Origin of the sequence: Nonomuraea sp. NPDC048881, assembly GCF_040649795.1 — a bacterium.
Taxonomy (GTDB): domain Bacteria; phylum Actinomycetota; class Actinomycetes; order Streptosporangiales; family Streptosporangiaceae; genus Nonomuraea.
The window spans coordinates 468,978-487,701 of sequence record NZ_JBEZGC010000007.1 but is presented as its reverse complement, the minus strand read 5'-3'; the positions used below and the strand labels follow the sequence as shown (position 1 = coordinate 487,701).

Below are 18,724 nucleotides of genomic sequence, written 5' to 3'. Positions count from 1 at the left end.
GACGGTGTGGGGTCAGGGGGTGAGGATGCGGTGGAGCCAGGAGAGGCGGGTGGCGAGGGCGGCGCGGGTGATCTCGTGGTCCGGCGCGAAGATGTCGAACCCGTGGAAGGCGCCGTTCCAGATGTGCAGCTCGGCCTGCCCGCCGGCCGCCCAGATCCGCGTGGCGTACGCGACGTCCTCGTCACGGAACAGCTCGGCGGCCCCCGCCTCGACGAACGCGGGCGGCAGCCCCGACAGGTCGGCCGCCCGCGCCGGGGCCGCGTGACAGGGCACGTCGGCGTCCGGGTCGCCGGCCCGCTCGCCGAGCAGTGCCCGCCAGCCCAGCACGTTAAGGGCGCGCGGCCAGGTGCCGAGGCCGTCGTACTGGTGGCTGGAGACGGTGGTGTTGCGGTCGTCCAGCATCGGGCACAGCAGGAGCTGGCCGGCCAGGCGCGGGCCGCCCCGGTCGCGGGCCAGCAGGGCGACCCCGGCCGCCAGGCCGCCGCCGGCGCTGCCGCCCATGACCACCACCCGCCCGGGATCCACGCCGAGCTCGGCGGCGTGCCGCGACATCCAGGCCAGCCCGGCGTAGCAGTCCTCGACCGGCGCCGGGTGGGGGTGCTCGGGGGCCAGGCGGTACTCGACGTTGACGGCGACGACGCCCAGCTCCTCGACGAGCGCGACCAGGCGCGGCGTGTCCATGGCCCGATGGCCGGTGATCATGCCGCCGCCGTGGATGTTGTACAGCCCGGGGACCGGGGCCCGCAGGCGGCGCGGGCGCAGCACCGTGACCTCCAGGTCCGGCGCGCCGGCCGGGCCGGGGACGAGCAGCTCCTCGGCGTCGATCTCGCGGTCGCCGATCACCTCGGCGACCGGCGGCATGGGCATGGCCGCCCCGGCGGCGCGCATCAGCGGGATGGTCTCCAGGGTGGGGGCGGGGCCGTCCGGCCGGGGCATGCCGTCCAGGACCACGGCCAGGGCCGGGTCGAAGGGCACGGGGACGGGGGGCGCGGGAGTTGGAGGCACGGGGGTGGGGGGCATGGTTCTCCTGGTCACTGCGGTTCTGCGAAGGCGAGCGCCCGTGCCGGGTTCTCGACCATGATCATGTGGATGGCCTCGGGGCTGACGCCGAGGCGGCGCAGGGCGGGCAGGAAGTGCCGCGGGATGTAGTCGTAGCCCTTGCCGCCGTACCGCTTGAGCTGGATCTTCTGGCACACGTCGTGGCCGAGCACGATCTGGCCCGCGTACCCGCGCTCGACCAGGTCGGCGATGCCGCGCAGCACCTTGTGGTCGCTGCCCAGGACCAGGTGCCCCCACGGGCTGCCCGGCGCGGCCAGGAAGTCGAACTCGACGAAGACGCCGCGGGCCAGCAGCCGCTCGGCGAACCCGGGGCCGGACAGGACGTCCATGCAGTGGCCCAGGACGACGTTGCCGGGGGCGACGCCCTCCTCCTGGAGGATGTCGAGCACCCGGAACTTCTCCTCGCCGACGCCGCCGACGTGGAAGGTGACCGGCGCGCCGGTGACGCGGGCGGCCCGTCCGGCGGCCCGCACGCTCTTGAGCTCGCCGCCGGTCAGCGGCACCGACTCCGCGCCGACCTCGCCGATGACGCCCGCGCGCACGCCGGTGCCGTCGGCCCCGAGCACGACGTCGCGCACGATGACGTCGGCCAGGTCGTCCACGGTGCGCTCGTCCATGTCGGCCGGGTGGAACGCCGGGGTGTACCAGCCGCCGCCCATGACGATGTGCATCCCGGTGGCCCGGGACAGCCGCAGCAGCGCCTCGGGGTCGCGGCCGAGTCCGATGGGCGAGACCTCGACCATGGTGCGCCCGCCGCTGTGGGCGAAGGCGAGGGTCTCGGCGAGCATCTCGTCGAAGTCGCCCAGCAGGTCGTTGTCGGCGTTCGGCCCGCCGTGGCGGGTGCGGGCGAGGTTGGCCAGGGTGAGCGGCTCGGCCGCCGCCGGCGCGTCCTCGCCGGGCCGGCGGGACCGGGCGGGCCTGCGCAGGTCGATGAAGATGTGCTCGTGCATGGACGTCTGCCCGAGCAGCGCCGGGTCCACCGGGCCGGCGACGGTGAGCGCCTGCCCGGCCAGATCGGGGATGGGGAAGGGGTAGCGGCTCACGAGCCCGCCTCCTCGGTCCGGAGCGTGAGCAGCCGCCTCGGGTTGCGCACGGTGACGGTCTCGATCAGCTCGTCGTCGGCTCCGAGCATCCTCAGGTACGGCACGAACTGCCGCAGGACGAAGGCGTACCCGCCGCCGCCGTAGGCGAGGAGCTGGGACTTGGCCCGTACGCCCTGCGACAGCAGGAGGCGTCCGGCGTGGCCGCGGCGGGCGAGTTCGAGCACGGCCGCGGCGACGTCCTGGTCGTCGGAGACGCTGAGCGCGGTGGGCAGCCTGCCGAGCTGGTCGAACTGCACGAAGACGCCGCGCCCGAGCAGCGGTTCGAGGTCGTCGGGCCGCGGGGAGAGCGCGTCGCAGTGGCCGACGGCCACCCGCGTGAGGTCCGCGCCCTCCTCGGCGAGCAGGTCGAGGACGCGCTGCTGGACGGCCGGGTCCTCGTTGCGGGCCAGCGAGACGGCGGCGCCGGTGGCCGCCGCCGCGCGGGCCGCGGCGACCAGGAGCGCGCGCTCGGCGGGCACGCCGGGGTCGAGCGCGGCCAGCTCGCCGATGATGCCGGCCCGCACCCCGCGCACGCCCTCGGTGAGGTCGCGGACCAGCTCCTCGGTCAACTCCTCGGCCGGCGCGGCGGCGTCCCGGGCCGAGGTCGGTGCGGCGGCGTCCCGGGCGGCGGGGATGGCGGTCCGGGTGGGGTGGTGACGGCCGCAGCCCATGACGACGGTCACGCCGGTCTTCTCGGCGAGCCGGCGCAGCCCGGCCGGGTCGCGGCCGAGCCCGTCGGTCGTCAGGTCCACCACCGTGCCGCCGCCGGCCTCCCGGAACGCGGCCAGCTCGGCGGCGGCCAGGCCCGCGTCGCCGAGCAGCAGGTCGTCCCGGTTGACGGCGCCCATGCCGATCTCGCCGAGCAGGTCCATCGTCAGCGGCGCGCGGTAGAGCCACAGGGCGCCGGCCGCCATGGGACGGGTGCGGCCGGTACGCGCCCAGGACTCGGGCGTGTCGTCGGGCGGGGCGAAGTCGCTCAGCAGGTGCTCGTGCGGCAGGACCGCGCCCAGCGAGGCCGCTGGGACCTCGCCGGTGACGGCCACGACCGTGGCATCGGTGGTGGACACACGAGCAATATAGCCCCAGAGCGTCTACAAGTGTAGATAAAAGCGCCAGGCGACTCCGTCCACCGTCCGGGGGACGCCGAGCGGGTTGGCCTCGCGCAGCTCCGGCGGCAGGAGGGGGTCGGGGGTGTCCTGGAAGCACACCGGGCGCAGCCAGCGCTCGATCGCGGTGCCGCCGACCGAGGTCGAGGTGCTGGTCGAGGCCGGGTACGGCCCGCCGTGCTGCATCGCGGGCGCGACCGACACGCCCGTGGGCCAGCCGTCCACGACGACCCGCCCGGCCAGCCCGGCGAGCCTGGCCACCAGGCCGGCCGCCGCGCCCTCGCGCTCGTCGGCCGCCAGGTGCGCGGTCGCGGTGAGGTTGCCGGGCAGCGCGTCGAGCACGGCGTCCCGCTCGGACTCCGAGCCGTACCGGGCCACGACGGTGACCGGTCCGAAGCACTCCTCCAGCAGCTCGGCGTGGGCGTCGCCGTCCGCGAGCCGCTCGGCCGCCACGGTCAGCACGCCCGGCCGGACGGCCAGCGGCGCGGCGTCGTCCTCGCCCGCGGCCAGCGCCTGCGTGACCCCGGGCAGCTGGGCGCGGGAGCGCACGCCGTCCAGGAAGGCCGCCCGCATGCGCGGGTCGAGCAGCGGTCCGGCGGGCACGGCGGCCGTGACCACGGCGTCGAGCACCGCGTCGCCCGCCGGGCCCGCGGGCAGCAGGACCAGGCCCGGCTTGACGCAGAACTGGCCGAGTCCCTGGGTGTAGGAGGCGGCCAGGCCCGCGCCGATCTCGGCCGCCCTGGTCGCGGCGGCCCGCTCGGTCACCACGACCGGGTTGAGGCTGCCCAGCTCGCCGTGGAACGGGATCGGCCGCGGACGGGCGGCGGCCAGGTCGTGCAGCGCCCGCCCGCCGCGTACCGAGCCGGTGAAGCCGACGGCGGCGGTCAGCGGGTGCCGGACCAGCTCCGGGCCCGCCGCGAAGCCGTGGACCAGACCTACGACGTCGGCCGGCAGACCGGCCTTCTCCGCGGCGGCGCGCAGCGCGCGGGCGGTCAGGACGCTGGTCGCCGGATGGTCCGGATGCGCCTTGACGACGACCGGGCACCCGGCGGCCAGCGCGCTGGCGGTGTCGCCGCCCGGCACGCTGAAGGCCAGCGGGAAGTTGCTCGCCGCGAACACCGCGACCACGCCCAGCGGCACCTTGTAGCGCCGCAGGTCGGGACGGGGGGCCGGGCGGGCGGCCGGGTCGGCGTGGTCGATGATCACGTCCAGGAAGGCGCCCGACTCGGCCACGTCGGCGAAGGCCCGCAGCTGGTAGCAGGTGCGGGCCAGCTCGCCGGTGAGGCGCACCCGGCCGAGCGCGGTCTCCGCGTCGGCGGTCGCGATGATCTCCTCGCCGCCCTCCTCCAGCAGCGCGGCGGCGGTACGCAGCAGGTCGGCGCGTACGGACCGGTCGGCCAGGGCGGGGGCGGCGGCGGCAGCGGCGCGCACGGCGCGGTCCACGTCCCGCGGCGTCGACTCCGCCGCGACGCGCTCGCGGGCCTGTCCGGTACGCGGGTCGACGCTCAGCACGTCACTCACGGTCTCGTCCTCTTTCGTGGTCTTCGTCGGGGGCGTCGTCAGGGGTTTCGTCTGGAGCGTCAGGGGTTTCGTCGGGGGTTTCGGCTGGGGCGTCAGGGTCTTCGTCGGCGAGCGCGGCCAGCTCGCCCAGGGACACCGGGGCCGCCAGGCTCCGGGTGGACAGCGGGCGCAGGTCGCCGGCCGTGCTCTCGCGGCGGCTCAGGCAGGCCGCGACGCCGGCGGTGGCGAACCCGCACACCCGTCCCTGGCACCAGCCCATGCCCGGCCTGGCCAGCATCTTCAGCGTGCGCGGGTCGCCCGCGCCCAGGTCGTCGTGGGCGCGGCGCAGGTCGCCGTAGGAGACCTCCTCGCAGCGGCAGACCAGCGTCTCGTCCCGCAGCCAGGACGTCCAGGCGCGCGGCACGGGGTAGGTCCGGTGCATGGCCGCGGCGAAGCGCCGCCCGCGGGCGATCGACCGGCGCAACCGGCCCATGAGCGCCGGGTCGGCCCGGCGGCCCAGCGTACGGGCCAGGGTTAGGGCGCTCAGCCGGCCCTCCTGCCGGGCCAGGACCGCGCCGCCGACGCCGGTCGCCTCGCCCGCGACGTACAGGCCGGGGACGCCGGTGCGCTGGAAGGCGTCCACGGTCACGACGAGCGAGCCGTCGACGTCCTTCCTGGTGTCGGCGCCGAGCATGAGCGGCAGTTCGAGGGACGGCGTGAACCCCCAGCCGAGCGCGACGAGGTCGGCGGGGATCTCACGGGCCGGCCCGGCCGGGCGGCCGTCGCGGCCGAGCCGGGCCAGCCGGACGGCCTCGACCCGGTCCTCGCCCAGGATCTCGGTGACCACGGTCCCGGTGCGGTACGGCACGCGGTGGCGGGCCATCAGCGCGGCGTACCGCAGCGCCTCCAGCCCCTTGGCCGGCACGGACGCGGCGCCGCGCAGGTCGCGCAGCCAGCCGAGCGTGGCGTTGGCCTCGGCGACCGCCGCCACCCTGGCCCCGGCCGCGGCCAGGCCGGTGGCGACCGGCAGCAGGAACGGCCCGGTCCCGGCGACGACCGCGCGGCGGCCCGCGAGCGTGCGCTGCCCCTTGAGCAGGGCCTGCACTCCCCCGGCGGCCATCACGCCGGGCAGGTCCCAGCCGGGGACGGGCAGCTGCCGGTCGTAGCCGCCGGGGCACAGGATCAGCGCGCGGGCGGTCACCGTCGTGCCGGACATCCCCTCCTCGGGGACGGTGGGCGTCGTGTGCAGCGTGAACGTGCCCGCGCCGTCGCGGGTCGCCAGCCAGACCTGGTGGCCGGGCAGGTAGCGGACCCGTCCGGCGGCGGTCAGGGCGCGCAGCCGGTCGCGCAGCCGGGTGAAGACCGGCCAGTCGTGGTGCCCGGCGGCGTCCTCGGGGCGGGCGTGGCGTTCGTCGTAGTGCCGCCAGAACTGGCCGCCCGGCTGGCGGGCGGCGTCCACGAGGGCCACGTCCAGCCCGGCCTCGGCGGCCTCGACGGCGGCGGCCAGCCCCGCGGGGCCCGCGCCGACCACGGCGACGTCGTGCGTCTCACGCATGACGACCTCCCTGCTCACCGTCTGCCGGGGCGTCGTCGCCGAGGCGCATGCCGTCGCGCGCCGGGACCAGGCAGGCGCGCAGGTCCGGGACGCCGTCGACGGTGATGAGGCAGTCGAAGCAGACGCCGATGCCGCAGAACAGGCCACGCGGCCGACCGGCCCCGCGGGTGGTGCGCCAGTCGAGGATGCCGGCCGCGACCAGGGCGGCCCCGACGCTCTGGCCGGGCTCGGCGGGGACGCTCGCGCCGCGGAAGGTCATCTGGTGGGTCATCGGGGCCCCTCCTCGGTCGCGGCGGACTCGGTGCCGGGAAAGTGGTCGGGGGTGGGGAAGCGGTCGGGGGCGAACGGCTTGAGGTCGAGGTCCGGGGTGCGGCCGGTGAGCGCCTGGGCGACGAGCTTGCCGGTGCCCGCGGAAAGTCCGATGCCCGCCCCCTCGTGCCCGCAGGCGTGCCACAACCCGGGCGCGCGCGGGTCGGGCCCGATCACCGGCAGATGGTCCGGGCAGTACGGCCGGAAGCCCAGGTACGTGCGCATGGCCCGGACGTCCCGCAACATGGGGAACAGCGCGATCGCCTTGGCCGCCAGCGCGCCGGCCGCCCGCGGGGAGAACGTGCGGTCGAAGCCGACGCGCTCCCGGGAGGCGCCGATGAGGATCGTGCCGCTGCCGGTGCCCTCCACGACGGGCGAGGTCTGCAGGGCGGCGTCGGAGCTGGCCACGTCCCCGACGTACTCGGCGGCGTAGACCTTGTGGCGGATCGTCCGCGGCGGCATGGGCTGGGTGACCAGCACGAACCCGCGCCTGGGCAGGACGGGCACGTGCACCCCGGCCAGGGCGGCGACGTCGCCGGCCCACGTGCCGGTCGCGTTGAGCACCGCCCCGGCGGGCAGGTCGCCGGCCGTGGTGCGCACGCCGGTCACGCGGCGCCCGTCGCGCAGGAAGCCGGTGACGCCGGTGCCGGTGCGCACCTCGGCGCCGTGCGCGCGGGCCAGCCGCAGCAGGTGGGCGACCACCAGCATGGGCTGGACCTGGGCGTCCTGGGGGTAGAAGGCGGCTCCGGCGAGTCCGGGCGCGAGGTGCGGCTCGTAGTCGCGCAGCTCCTCCGCCGCCACGTCGCGCACCTCGACGCCGTGGCGGCGCTGGTGCTCGCCCAGCTCGCGCAGCGAGGCCAGGCCCGGCCCGGACGCCGCGACGACCAGCCCGCCCTTGGCCTCGAACTCCCACAGCCCGGCGTGCTCGGCCAGGTCCTCGCGCCACACCCGCTGGGAGTAGAGCGCGAGGTCCAGCTCGGGCCCGGCCTCCTTGTCGGACACGAGCAGATTGCCCTCGCCCGCGCTGGAGGTGCCCCCGGCGATGGCGCCGCGCTCGACGACCACCACGCGCAGCCCGGCCAGCGCGGCGAAGTACGCGCCGGCCGCGCCCACCACGCCGGCGCCGACCACGACGAGGTCGGCGCTCACGGCGTGCCCTTCGCGCCGCCCGCCCGCGGGCCGCATGCCTGGGCGGGACGGCTCACAGCAGGAACCCCGCCGGGAAGGGATCGGTCGGGTCGAGGTGGAACTGCGAGGTGCCGGTGACCCAGGCGCGGCCGGTGATCGAGGGCAGCACGGCGGGCAGCGGGCCGACCGTGGTCTCGCCGAGCAGCCGCCCGGTGAAGCGGGTGCCGATGAACGACTCGTTGACGAAGTCGTCGCCGAGGGCCAGCTCCCCTCTGGCGTGGAACTGGGCCATGCGGGCGCTGGTGCCGGTGCCGCACGGCGAGCGGTCGAACCAGCCGGGGTGGATGGCCATGGCGTGCCTGGACAGCTGCGCCGTCGAGCCGGGGGCGGCCAGGTAGACGTGGTGGCAGCCGTTGATGTCGGGCCGCTCGGGGTGGACCGGGCGGTCGTGCTCGTTGACGGCGTCCATGATCGCGAGCCCGGCCGACAGCAGGTCGCCGGCGCGGGCCCGGTCGAAGGGCAGTCCCAGCTCGGCCAGCTCGACGAAGGCGTAGAAGTTGCCGCCGAAGGCCAGGTCGTAGCCGATCTCCCCGAAGCCGGGCACCTCGACCTTGCGGTCCAGCGCGTACGCGAACGAGGGCACGTTCTGGATGGTCACCGAGGTCGCCGCGCCGTCCTCGACCGCCACGGACGCCACCACGAGCCCGGCCGGCGTGTCGAGCCGGATCGTGGTGACCGGCTCGACCACCGGCACCATCCCGGTCTCCACCAGGACGGTCGCCACGCCGATCGTGCCGTGGCCGCACATCGGCAGCAGCCCGGAGACCTCGATGAACAGCACGCCGTAGTCGGCGTCGGGCCGGGTGGGCGGCTGGAGGATCGCCCCGCTCATCGCGGCGTGGCCGCGCGGCTCGTACATGAGCAGCGTGCGCACGTCGTCGCTGTTCTCCATGAACCACAGCCGGCGCTCGGCCATGGTCGCCCCCGGGATGGCGCCGACGCCGCCGACGATCACGCGGGTGGGCATGCCCTCGGTGTGGGAGTCGACGGCGTGGAAGGTGCGACGTGATCTCACTTGTAGCCCTTTTCCAGGACGGCCTCGGTGTCGGCGGTGATGCGGGCGACCAGCTCGGGCGCGAGCGGCAGGCGCGGCGGACGGCAGGCGCCGCCCCTGCGCCCGGCCAGGTCCATGGACAGCTTGATCGACTGCACGAACTCGGGCTTGGAGTCCCAGCGCAGCAGCGGGTGCAGGTCGCGGTAGACGCGCAGCGCCTCGGGCAGGTCGGCGGGGTCGCCCGAGGTGGCCAGCCGGTACAGGCGGGTCGTGGACTGCGGGATCATGTTCGGGTACCCGGCGATCCAGCCGACGGCCCCGGCCAGGCCCAGCTCCAGCAGCACGTCGTCGGCCCCGATGAGCAGGTCCAGCTCCGGCGCCAGCTCGGCGATCTCGTACGCCCTGCGCACGTCCCCGGTGAACTCCTTGACGCCGACGATCAGGCCCTCGTGGTACAGCTCGGCCAGCAGCGCGGGGGTCAGGTCGACCTTGGTGTCGAACGGGTTGTTGTAGGCCACGACCGGCAGCCCGGCCTTGGCGACCTCCCGGTAGTGGGCGACGACGGCCTCGCGCGGTGCCCGGTAGGCGTTCGGCGGCAGCAGCAGCACGGACGTGGCCCCCGCCTCGGCGGCCTGCTCGGCCCACCGGCGGGCCTCCATGGAGCCGTACGCGGCCACGCCCGGCATGACGCCGAACCCGGGCGGCGCGGCCTGGACGGCCGTCTCGACGACGCGGGCCCGCTCCTGCGGCGTGAGCGTCTGGTACTCGCCCAACGAGCCGTTGGGCGTCACACCGTCACAGCCGCCTTCGGCCAGGAAGCGCACGTGCTCGGCGAACCCGTCGTAGTCCACGGAGAGGTCGTCGGCGAAGGGCAGGGCCGTCGCGACGTGGATGCCGCGCCACGGCGTGGCGGAGGTGGTCATGCTGAGGTCTCCTCACATGGGGATATTCGAGAGATTATGCGGTGCAATGTCACAGCGACTACCTACCCGGCGGCCATCCACTTCTCCAGGCCGTCGGCGTCCAGGGGCAGCGCGGCCGACAACACGTCGGCGCCCTGCTCGGTGACCACCAGGTCGTCCTCGATCCGGACGCCGATCCCGCGCAGCTCCGGCGGGACGGTGAGGTCGTGCGGGTGGAAGTACAGGCCGGGCTCCACGGTGAGCGCCATGCCGGGGGCCATGACGGCGTCCTGGTAGGACTCCTGGCTCGCCCGGCCGCAGTCGTGCACGTCCAGGCCGAGGTGGTGGCCGACGCCGCAGACCAGGTAGCGGCGGTGGTGCTGGCCGGCGTCGGACAGCGCCTCGTCCACCGAGACCGGCAGCAGGCCCCAGCCGGCCAGGCCGTGCGCGACGACCTCCATGGCGGCGTGGTGGAAGTCGCTGAAGCGGCGGCCGGGGGCGACGGCGGCGAGCGCGGCCCGGTGGGCCCGTTCGACCAGGTCGTGCACCTGCCGCTGGGCCGGGGTGAAGCGGCCGGAGACGGGGAAGGTGCGGGTGACGTCGGCGGTGTAGCAGCTCTCCGCCTCGACGCCGAGGTCGAGCAGGAGCAGCTCGCCGGGGGTGACCGGGCCGTCGCAGCGCACCCAGTGCAGGGTGGGCGCGTGCGGGCCGGAGCCCACGATGGAGGGGTAGCCGGGGCCGTTGCCGTAGGCGCGGGCGTACCGGTCGAAGGTGCCCTGGAGCCACCGCTCGCCGCGCCCGGCCACGGCGGCGGGGATCTCGCGGACGACGGCGGCGAACCCCTCGACGGTGCGGTCCACCGCCTCGCGCAGCTGGCCGAGCTCCCAGTCGTCCTTGTACATGCGCAGCTCGGCGAGGACCCGGGCGGCCTCCTGGTCGTCCGTCACCTCGGTGGTCAGCTCGGCCAGCGGCTTGACCGGGACGCCCAGCGCCTTCGCCCAGTCGTCCAGGCCGGGCGCGGCGCCCACCCACAGCTCGCCGTACCTGGAGTCGGTGAAGAACGCCGGGTCGCCGGGGCCGGCGGGCGGCGGCACGTAGAGGGTGGCCTCGGCGCCCTCCAGCACGACGACGGCGTTCTCGATCTGGCAGCCGGTCAGCCAGACGAAGTCGCTGCCGGCGCGGAAGTCGTAGGCCATGTCGTTGCTGCGGATCGGGGCCTGCCCCGCGGCCAGCACGACTCTCCGGCCGGGCAGCGCCTCGGCCAGCCGCGCCCGGTGGGCGGCGGCGGCCTCGGCCGCGCCGGGCACGACCCGCGGCGTGCGGTCGGCGCTGCCCCAGCCGGTGTTCATGTACGCGGTGAAAGCGGGGATCTCGGACAGCTTCGGGGGCCTGCCGTCGCGCACCGGTGATCACTCCTTCCATAGGGCTCAGTAATGTGTGGCATTGCACTGAACACTAGGACGACAGGAAGCCGCCGCCAAGAGGTGACCAGAAAAATCCGCATATCGTGACAAAGGCTCGGTTACTCTGCGGAAGCCACGCGATCATCACGCACACGGAGCCCCCGCGGCGGAACGAGCGCGGCGGGACGAGAGACGGGAAGAACGATGACCTCTTGGATCCTCATCGTCGTCGGCGTGCTGCTGGCCCTGGTGGGCGGGCTCTGGGCGCTCCAGGGACTGGGCGTGGTGGGCGGCAGCGTGATGACCGGCGACACCGCCTGGGCGGTCATCGGGCCGGTGGTCCTGCTGGTGGGCGTCGCCGTCGTGGTGATCGGCCTGCGCCTGCGGCGTTCGCCGTCCCGCTGAGCGCGGCGATCCGGCCGGGAAAAGCATGAAGCCGGCCGCGATCCGGGCGGCCGTCCGCTCACGGAGGGTTCTGTCGCAAATGGCTTAGAATCCGACAGATGTCCCCCGCCTCCGCCCGGCTGGCCTGGCTGGACGCCCTGCGGGGGCCCGCCGCGCTGGCCGTCACCGCGCACCACACGGGCTGGTCCTTCGTCCCCGCCGCGTGGGCGGTCGTGGACCGCAGGATCGACCTCGGCACGTGGGGCGTCTTCGTGTTCTTCCTGGTCAGCGGCTACATCATCCCGGCGTCCCTGGAACGGCGCGGCGACCTGCGCGCCTTCTGGACCGGGCGGGCCTTCCGCCTGCTGCCGCTGCTGCTCGCCGCCCTCGGCCTGGCGTTCCTGCTCGCCCTCGCCGGCCTGGTCCCGCTGGATCCGCGCCTCGGCGAACGTCCCGCGCCCCTGGTCGCGCTCGGCAACCTGACGATGCTGCAGGAGCTGGTCAACCTGCCGCCCGTCATCGGCGTGACCTGGACGCTGTCGTACGAGATGGCGTTCTACCTGATCAGCGTGGCGCTGTTCGCGACCGGGCAGGCCCGCAGGTCGGCGGGGATCGCCGTCGTACTGGCGGCGCTGGCCGTGCCGGCGGGGCTGCTGCTGCCGGGCGCGTCGATCAACGGCGGGGCCGACCTGACCGCCGCGCTGCTCGTCCTCGCGGTCGTGGCGGCGATCGCGGTCACCGCCCTCGGGGACGGCCGGGCCCGTACGGCGGCCGCCGCGGCGGGCGGGCTGCTCGGGCTGGCGCTGGTGGTCCTGGGCAGCCGGGCCGGCACCTGGCAGGGCGTGATCATCCTGGCCGCCATGTTCGCCGGGACCGCGGTGCACCGCGCCGAGCAGGGCGTGATCTCCTGGCGGACCGCCGGGCTCGCCTGCCTGGCGGTGGTGGCCTGCGGCGTCCCCGCCAAGGACGACCCGGGATGGGCGCCCGCGCTCGTGCTCGCGTTCGCGGTGTTCGGGGTGGGGCTGGCGCTGCGCCACAGGGCGTTCCCGCGCGCGCTGACCCGGCTCGGCGTGATCAGCTTCTCCGTCTACCTGCTGCATCCCCTGCTGCTGCGCCTGCTGCCGAACCTGGTGCTGTACTACCTGGTCCTGATCCCGCTGTGCCTGGTGACGTACCACGTGATCGAGGCCCCGGCCCAGCGGCTCGGCCGCCGGCTGAGCGGGTCGCGCGCCCCCGCCCGGAAGTAGGGACCGACGCCGCGGGCGGGCACCCCCCAGCCCCCGCCCGCGCGTCCGGTGCCGCGAGCGGGTCCCGCTCGCGGAGGTGGCCGCCGTCGTCAGGCGACCACGAGTGACTGCGCCCTGAACTCCCTTCCGGCCACGATCTCCGAGACGAACCCGTCGGGTCCGACGGGACGGTCGCCGATCAGCGTGACCCGGTGCAGCCTGCGCGGCACGTCGAGGTGGTCGAGGTCGGACGGGGCGAGGTGGGCCGTGGCGCGGTTGTCCCAGAAGGCGACGCTGCCGGGCTGCCAGCGGAACCGCACGGTGTACTCGGGCCGGGTGAGCTGCTCGTACAGCAGGTCGAGGATGCGGCGGCTCTCCACGGCCGACAGGCCCACGATGTGGTCGGTGAAGCCGGGGTTGACGAACAACGCCCGCTCACCGGTCTCCGGATGCACCCGCACCACCGGGTGCACGGAGATCAGCAGGTTGTCGTTGATGCGTTTGACCAGCTTGCCGTCCTCGTCGGCGGCCTGGTAGCCGGCCAGGAAGCGGTGTTCGGCGCGCAGGCCGTCCACCAGGTCGCGCAGCGGCGCGGACAGGCCCTCGTAGGCGGCCACCAGGTTCGTCCACTGGGTGTCGCCGCCGAACTCCGGCACGGTCTCGGCCCGCAGGATGGAGGCGGCGGGCGGGTTGACGGCGGCGGTGACGTCGGTGTGCCAGCCGGAGAAGTAGGAGTAGCGCCTGCGCTGGTAGAGCTCGCGGTAGTTGACGCCGTAACGCTTCTCGTACCGGCGGGGGTCGATGGTCAGGATCTGCGGGAACTCCTCGGGCGGCGCGTCCTCGTGCGGGTGGGCGTGGGTCAGCTCGCCGAACTGGCGGGCGAAGGCGATCTGCGCGGCGTGGTCGAGCTCCTGCCCGCGGAAGAACACGACTTTGTACGCGAGCAGCGCCTGGCGGATCTCCTCGACCACGGACGGATCGAGCGGGCGGGCCAGATCGACGCCGGTGATCTCGGCGCCGATGTGCCCGGCGACCCGCCGGACGGTGAGCACGCTGGTGGGTGTCGACATGGTTCGGCCACTCCTCTGAGCTTCGGGGAAGGTCTGGGGAAAGGACGCTCGGGCGTCCGAGGAGAGCGGGGACCCGGAGGTCACCGCACGGCACAGAGCGCGCTCGCCTGCCGCCGGAGGTCGACGTGGAGGCGGGCCACCAGAAGGCTCTTCACGCCTCTGATCCTGCGCGAAATTTCCCACAAAAGCAATAGGTAATACATGAAAAACGGTCAGCTCCTGCCGGGGCCGCCGTCCGTCACCGTGACCCGGCCCGAGTACGCCGAGGTGCCGTCCGGGTTGAGCTGGAGGATCGGGATCTCCTTGGTCTGGCGGGCGCCGCCCTCGACGATCCTGATCGGGCCGCTGGCGCCCTCGACCGCCACCGTGCCGCTGGTCAGCATGTTCGCCATGTCCTGCGGCGAGGGCACGTCCGGCTCCCGGGCGAACGCCTTGGCCGTCTCCAGGGCCACGAACATGGCGTCGTGGTGCATGATGGCCATGCCGTCGTCGAGGCTCTCGTGCGGGAACATGCGCCGGAAGCTGTCGGGGTCGTCGCCCTCGAACCTGGCCCGGATCGCCGTGAGCACCCCGCCGCCGGGCAGCGCGAGGCTCGCCGGGTGGGCCAGGGCCGTGTAGAAGAGCCGGATCCGGGTGTCCCCCCACATGCCCAGGTCGACCTTGCGGTTCATCTCGCTGGCGTCGTCGCCGGTGATCACGGTGACGCCGGGCCGGACGCACCGCTCGCGCTGGCTGAGCGCCTGCATCAGCGCGGGCAGCTGCTCGCTGCGCCCGGCGTACAGGACGGTGTTCGCGCCCGAGTTGCAGACGCGCTCGGCGATGACGTCGAGCACGGTGCCGGAGAACCTCGTCGAGGAGTCGAAGGACAGCTCCATCACGCGTTCCCGGCCGGCCAGCGAGCCGGTGTAGAACCGGGCGAGCGTCTTGACGTAGCTGTCGGCCGGGTTGAGGTCCTTGATCACGACCGCCCTGAGCCCGGGGTTGACCTTCCTGGCGTGCACCACCCCGGCCTGGGCCTGCTCGCTGTTCAGGGCCGCGACGCGGGCCAGGCCGGGGAAGCCGGTGAGCTCGTCGGAGGTGATGACCGCCGAGACCATCGCGTACCGGCTCGCGCTCAGGCTCGCGACCGTCCTGCGGGTCGCGCCGGTGCTGGCGCCCAGACCGGTCACGGCCACGATGTGCTCCTGCGCGGTCCGGTCCCGGACGGCCTCGACCGTCGGCTCCCAGTCCTGCGGCCCGTCGCTGGCGACCAGCACCCGCACGTACGGCGGCGAGGACGGCTGCCGATTGCGCCACACCTGCGCCAGGTGGACGCCCTCCAGGCCGTGCCTGATGCTCTCCCTGTTCAGGGCGATGTCGGTGAGGGAGCCGGTCATCGGGAACATCGCGACGACGGTCACGTAGTCGTCCGGGTGCTCCTTCTCCACCGCGGCGTTCTCGGCGGCGATGCGGCTCATGACCGGGGCCAGGTCGGGGCCGAAGGCGTCGCCGTCGTCGGTGAGCCGCGACGTCCTGACGTAGAGCCCGAGGACGACGACGGCCGCCACGACGAGCACCCCCGCCAGCGCCCTGCGCAGCAGGACGCGGTTGCGGCGGCCCGCCGCCCACTTCGCGCCGACCTCCGCCGGCGCCGGATCGCCCGCCCCGGCCGTGCCGAGGTCACCGTCGTCGCTCATACCTGTCGGCCTCCCGTAACAAGATCGCCGGACTGGTGGCCGACCGCCTGGCCAGGTCCCGCAGCCCGCGCGCGACCTGCTCGGCCCGGCTCCCGGACGGGTCGAGCAGCGGGTCGAGCCAGAACCAGCGGTCCACGACCAGGGCCCTGACCACGACGAGCCAGTCCCCGCGCTCGTGCGGGACGGCGGTCGCCACCAGCGAGTCGTACAGCTCGTCCAGGGGGGTGACCAGCGGCAGCCGGTTGGGGGCGGTGGTCACCTCGTTGAAGCCGGCCAGCCATTCCGGCAGGCGGCTGCGGCCGTCCTCGCGCACGTCGAGCCGGTCGAAGAGCCGGTGCAGACGATCGACGACGTGGGTCAGATGGCCTTCGGGGTCGTCCCGGCCGACGCGGGCCAGGCGGTGGTGCAGGCTGCGCGGGTTCTCCTCGCCGCCGGGGCCGAGGTGGAAACGTTCCAGGTCCCCGTGCACGTCGTCCCAGCGGCCGGTGACGGCGAGCCGGTGCAGCAGCAGCAGCCGCAGCCACGGGTGGATCACGGTGACCTGGGGGCCGCGCGCCCCCTCGTAGCGGCCGTGCGGGTCCCGCTCCTCCGGACGGCGGTCGAGCCAGAGCAGGTCGGCCAGCTCGTTGCGCAGGTTCGGCGTCCGGCCGGCCCGTTTGAGCAGGGCGCTCTCGGCGTCGTCCACGTTCCTGGCCGCCGCCCAGTCGGTGAGCTCGTCCAGGTGGGCCAGGTGCAGCCGGTCGGGCCAGCGCAGCAGGTCCTCGCGGCACACGACGGCGCGGAAGGCGTCGTCGTCCTGGGCCGTGGCGGCCAGCCTGCCCAGGCGCCGGGTCACGGCCGGATGGCCGCCGGTCAGCTCCCGGACGGCCGAGGCGTAGGCGCGGGACCTGTCGGCCTCCAGCGGCGGCATCAGCACGGGGTACCACCACGGCTGCTCCCGGGCGTCGTAGCCGGCCCGCCAGTCGCGGTAGCTCGCCTCCGCCAGCGTGGGCGGGTGGGCCGCACCGGGCACGATCGTGCCGGGACGCGCCCACGAGCCGCCCATCGGCAGCCACTCCTTCGACTCCGCCACCACCAGCAGCGGGTCGGCGCCCTTGGCCGGGCCGAGCGCCCTGAGCAGCGCGCGGCCCGCCGCGGTCTCGGCCCCCTCCAGCAGCAGCAGGCAGCTGCGGGCGTGGCGGTGGCTCTTGGACCAGGAGTCGGTGAGGTCGGCGACGAGGGCCCGGCACAGGATCGCCCCGGCGGACCCGGACGGGTCGCCGCCGTGGCCGTCCCGCCGCCTGGCCAGGTCGAGCACGTTGCCGTTGGCCATCTGGGCGGCCAGCCAGGTCCTGCCCTTGTCGTTGAGCAGCCTGACCACGCGGCGGCGCTGGCCCCGCGCGGCGTACTGGAGCACCGAGGTGAGCGCGGCCAGCGGCTCGGCCCCCGGGATGCGGCCGAGCAGGTCGCGCAGCAGGGACAGGGCGTCGGACAGCCGCTCGGGGTCGCCGCCGTCCACGAGGTCGTCCAGTTCGCCGGCCAGCTCGTTGTCGGAGCGGTCCCGCGGGTCCAGGGCCAGCACGTGCAGCGCGAAGACCACCCGGGGCAGCCGGACGCTGGAGGTCTCCATCAGATCGTGGGCGATGCGCTCGACGGTCTTGACCACCGGCGCGTCGCGCAGCCCCGGCAGCCGGAAGTCCACCCGCACCCGGGGCGACTCGGGCCTGGTGACGCTCCTCCAGACGCGGGTGAGGCACACCTCGCGGTCGGTGCCGTCGGGGCCGAGCAGCACGATGACCGGGAGCCGGTCGCCGCTCCCGAGCGGGAGGCACTCCTTCGTCACCAGGCGAAGGTGCGCGTCGTTGAACGAATCCGCCATCGCAGCAACCTGCTTGGTCGTCGTCAGCCGGTGCGTGCCCGAGTGAGCATCGCCCCGCGGACGCTCGTTTCCATCATAGAAACGAACATCGGACGACGCGGAGAAATCCGGATGAATCCGGAGCCTCCGGCCGACGCCGGAGGCTCCGGCCGGGGTCAGGGGTGCGGGCGCTCGTCCACCACCTGCAGCACCTTCCCGGTACGCGGGTGCGTCACCAGCTCGGACGGCCGCACCCATTCGACGGTCAGCGGGTGCACCAGCCCCTCGGCCACGGACTTCGGGTAGAGCGGCTTGGCCGCGTACACGGCGTCCACGAGCCGCCGGGTCAGGCCGGGCGGCGGCTCCTGCGTGCAGGCCAGCCGGAGCAGCAGGCCGTCCTTGCCGTCCCAGCGGCGCTGGACCATCTGCATCGCCGACATCGCCCGGTCCGGGTCGGCGGCGACCAGCACGGCCCGGACGGCCTCGCTGGACATCGCCACCGTCTCCACCCTGGCCCCCTCCGACGTCCTGCCGACCAGCCGGAAGGCCCGGCATTCCGCGTCGGTCCACTCCCCCAGGTCGCCGACCGGGTAGCGGATGACCGGCATCAGCGTCCTGAACAGGTTGGTGACGACCACCCGCCCGCGCACGCCGGGCGTGGTGACCGGGTCGCCGGTGACCTCGTCGAGCAGCTCCACCAGGGTGCGGTCGGGGAACGCCGCGTGCACCCGCACGTCCGCGCCCGCCACGGGGCCGCCGATCAGCCCGGCGTCCACGGAGGCGTAGCCGAGCGAGGCGATCGCCGCGCCGGGGAAGGCCTTGGCGAGCTGCGGACGCAGGTCGTCGAAGAGCAGGTCGCCGGCGAACAGCAGCAGTTCCACGGTGTGCGCGCCGCGCCCGCGCGCGATCACCGCCTCGGCCACCTTGCCGAGCTTCATCGGCGGCCCCGCCAGCACGTGCACGCCGAACAGCTCGATCAGGTCGGCGATGTAGCCGTCCTCGGCGTGGCAGGCGATGGGCAGGCGCACGTTGTCCACGGGGGCGTTGTGCAGGGCGTGCTCGATGTAGAGGAAGCCGCCGTACATCTCGCCGGCGGAGAACAGGTTCGCCACCCGGTGGCCGGGCCGCAGGCCCGCCCGCACCATGCCGGCGCCGAACGCGGTCACCGAGTCGGCGTGCTCGGAGCGCGTCCAGGGGGAGAACTTGGGCGCCCCGGTGGTGCCGCCGGAGGCGTAGACGCCGGCGTCGGTCAGGGGGCCGGTCAGCAGCCTGTTGTCCGGGTAGGTGTTGGCGGCCCAGAAGGCGTTCTGGTCGATGATCGGCAGCGCGGTGAGGTCGTCCACGCCGTCGGGCAGGTCGCGGTAGAGCTCGGCGTAGAACGGCGAGTGCCGGCGGGCGAAGTCGATCAGGTCACGCAGGGACTTGGCGGGCAT

17 protein-coding genes are annotated in these 18,724 nt (G+C 74.7%); 2 read left to right on the top strand and 15 right to left on the bottom strand.

Features of this window, described 5'->3' with window-relative positions:
• Positions 1–12: 12 nt before the first annotated feature.
• From AB0C33_RS27110 to AB0C33_RS27065, 10 genes are all read right to left on the bottom strand, one after another.
• The gene (locus AB0C33_RS27110; RefSeq protein ID WP_358292719.1) at positions 13–1,020 is read right to left on the bottom strand and encodes an alpha/beta hydrolase; all 1,008 of its coding nucleotides are present in this window, start codon (positions 1,018–1,020) and stop codon (positions 13–15) included.
• A gap of 11 nt (positions 1,021–1,031) precedes the next feature.
• The gene (locus AB0C33_RS27105) at positions 1,032–2,102 is read right to left on the bottom strand and encodes an aryldialkylphosphatase (protein WP_358292716.1); all 1,071 of its coding nucleotides are present in this window, start codon (positions 2,100–2,102) and stop codon (positions 1,032–1,034) included.
• Positions 2,099–3,208, bottom strand: a complete 1,110-nt coding sequence (locus tag AB0C33_RS27100; RefSeq protein WP_358292713.1) for a phosphotriesterase — start codon at positions 3,206–3,208, stop codon at positions 2,099–2,101. Before AB0C33_RS27100 ends, AB0C33_RS27105 begins: the two co-directional genes overlap by 4 nt.
• A gap of 24 nt (positions 3,209–3,232) precedes the next feature.
• A complete protein-coding gene (locus tag AB0C33_RS27095; RefSeq protein WP_358292710.1) occupies positions 3,233–4,768 on the bottom strand; it encodes an aldehyde dehydrogenase (NADP(+)) in 1,536 nt (511 codons plus the stop codon).
• The gene (locus tag AB0C33_RS27090) at positions 4,761–6,302 is read right to left on the bottom strand and encodes an FAD-dependent oxidoreductase (RefSeq protein ID WP_358292707.1); all 1,542 of its coding nucleotides are present in this window, start codon (positions 6,300–6,302) and stop codon (positions 4,761–4,763) included. The genes AB0C33_RS27095 and AB0C33_RS27090 overlap by 8 nt, the downstream gene beginning before the upstream one ends.
• The gene (locus AB0C33_RS27085; RefSeq protein ID WP_358292704.1) at positions 6,295–6,573 is read right to left on the bottom strand and encodes a (2Fe-2S)-binding protein; all 279 of its coding nucleotides are present in this window, start codon (positions 6,571–6,573) and stop codon (positions 6,295–6,297) included. Before AB0C33_RS27085 ends, AB0C33_RS27090 begins: the two co-directional genes overlap by 8 nt.
• Complete coding sequence (locus tag AB0C33_RS27080) at positions 6,570–7,760, bottom strand: FAD-binding oxidoreductase (protein WP_358292702.1); 1,191 nt, start codon at positions 7,758–7,760, stop codon at positions 6,570–6,572. Before AB0C33_RS27080 ends, AB0C33_RS27085 begins: the two co-directional genes overlap by 4 nt.
• 52 nt (positions 7,761–7,812) lie before the next feature.
• On the bottom strand, positions 7,813–8,814 hold the full coding sequence (locus AB0C33_RS27075; RefSeq protein ID WP_352329986.1) for a proline racemase family protein: 1,002 nt from the start codon (positions 8,812–8,814) through the stop codon (positions 7,813–7,815).
• Positions 8,811–9,716, bottom strand: coding sequence for a dihydrodipicolinate synthase family protein (locus AB0C33_RS27070; protein ID WP_358292699.1), 906 nt, complete (start codon positions 9,714–9,716; stop codon positions 8,811–8,813). Before AB0C33_RS27070 ends, AB0C33_RS27075 begins: the two co-directional genes overlap by 4 nt.
• Before the next feature lie 62 nt (positions 9,717–9,778).
• A complete protein-coding gene (locus AB0C33_RS27065; RefSeq protein ID WP_358292696.1) occupies positions 9,779–11,098 on the bottom strand; it encodes an aminopeptidase P family protein in 1,320 nt (439 codons plus the stop codon).
• A gap of 204 nt (positions 11,099–11,302) precedes the next feature.
• Here AB0C33_RS27065 and AB0C33_RS27060 point away from each other — a divergent pair, with 204 nt between their 5' ends.
• Together AB0C33_RS27060 and AB0C33_RS27055 are read left to right on the top strand one after the other, a co-directional pair.
• Positions 11,303–11,503 (top strand): hypothetical protein, encoded by a 201-nt coding sequence (locus tag AB0C33_RS27060; RefSeq protein WP_352329981.1) that lies wholly within the window; start codon positions 11,303–11,305, stop codon positions 11,501–11,503.
• Between the two features lie 98 nt (positions 11,504–11,601).
• Positions 11,602–12,729, top strand: coding sequence for an acyltransferase family protein (locus AB0C33_RS27055; RefSeq protein WP_358292693.1), 1,128 nt, complete (start codon positions 11,602–11,604; stop codon positions 12,727–12,729).
• Positions 12,730–12,818: 89 nt separating this feature from the next.
• On the opposite strand, the gene AB0C33_RS27050 is transcribed toward AB0C33_RS27055, so the two are convergent.
• From AB0C33_RS27050 to AB0C33_RS27030, 5 genes are all read right to left on the bottom strand, one after another.
• Complete coding sequence (locus AB0C33_RS27050; RefSeq protein WP_358292689.1) at positions 12,819–13,778, bottom strand: TauD/TfdA family dioxygenase; 960 nt, start codon at positions 13,776–13,778, stop codon at positions 12,819–12,821.
• Between the two features lie 80 nt (positions 13,779–13,858).
• Positions 13,859–13,981, bottom strand: a complete 123-nt coding sequence (locus AB0C33_RS27045; RefSeq protein ID WP_352324370.1) for a putative leader peptide — start codon at positions 13,979–13,981, stop codon at positions 13,859–13,861.
• 9 nt (positions 13,982–13,990) lie between these two features.
• Positions 13,991–15,454, bottom strand: coding sequence for a hypothetical protein (locus AB0C33_RS27040; protein ID WP_358292687.1), 1,464 nt, complete (start codon positions 15,452–15,454; stop codon positions 13,991–13,993).
• On the bottom strand, positions 15,438–17,312 hold the full coding sequence (locus AB0C33_RS27035) for a hypothetical protein (RefSeq protein ID WP_358292684.1): 1,875 nt from the start codon (positions 17,310–17,312) through the stop codon (positions 15,438–15,440). Before AB0C33_RS27035 ends, AB0C33_RS27040 begins: the two co-directional genes overlap by 17 nt.
• A 155-nt stretch (positions 17,313–17,467) precedes the next feature.
• The gene (locus tag AB0C33_RS27030; RefSeq protein ID WP_358292682.1) at positions 17,468–18,724 is read right to left on the bottom strand and encodes a hypothetical protein; all 1,257 of its coding nucleotides are present in this window, start codon (positions 18,722–18,724) and stop codon (positions 17,468–17,470) included.

Bases quoted from the DNA above. Each gene is read 5' to 3' on its own strand.
- AB0C33_RS27110 (WP_358292719.1), bottom strand. From the start codon at position 1,020: ATGCCCCCCACCCCCGTGCCTCCAACTCCCGCGCCCCCCGTCCCCGTG.
- AB0C33_RS27090 (WP_358292707.1), bottom strand. From the start codon at position 6,302: ATGCGTGAGACGCACGACGTCGCCGTGGTCGGCGCGGGCCCCGCGGGG.
- AB0C33_RS27085 (WP_358292704.1), bottom strand. From the start codon at position 6,573: ATGACCCACCAGATGACCTTCCGCGGCGCGAGCGTCCCCGCCGAGCCC.
- AB0C33_RS27070 (WP_358292699.1), bottom strand. From the start codon at position 9,716: ATGACCACCTCCGCCACGCCGTGGCGCGGCATCCACGTCGCGACGGCC.
- AB0C33_RS27060 (WP_352329981.1), top strand. From the start codon at position 11,303: ATGACCTCTTGGATCCTCATCGTCGTCGGCGTGCTGCTGGCCCTGGTG.
- AB0C33_RS27055 (WP_358292693.1), top strand. From the start codon at position 11,602: ATGTCCCCCGCCTCCGCCCGGCTGGCCTGGCTGGACGCCCTGCGGGGG.
- AB0C33_RS27050 (WP_358292689.1), bottom strand. From the start codon at position 13,778: ATGTCGACACCCACCAGCGTGCTCACCGTCCGGCGGGTCGCCGGGCAC.
- AB0C33_RS27045 (WP_352324370.1), bottom strand. From the start codon at position 13,981: ATGTATTACCTATTGCTTTTGTGGGAAATTTCGCGCAGGATCAGAGGC.
- AB0C33_RS27040 (WP_358292687.1), bottom strand. From the start codon at position 15,454: ATGAGCGACGACGGTGACCTCGGCACGGCCGGGGCGGGCGATCCGGCG.
- AB0C33_RS27035 (WP_358292684.1), bottom strand. From the start codon at position 17,312: ATGGCGGATTCGTTCAACGACGCGCACCTTCGCCTGGTGACGAAGGAG.
- AB0C33_RS27030 (WP_358292682.1), bottom strand. From the start codon at position 18,724: ATGCCCGCCAAGTCCCTGCGTGACCTGATCGACTTCGCCCGCCGGCAC.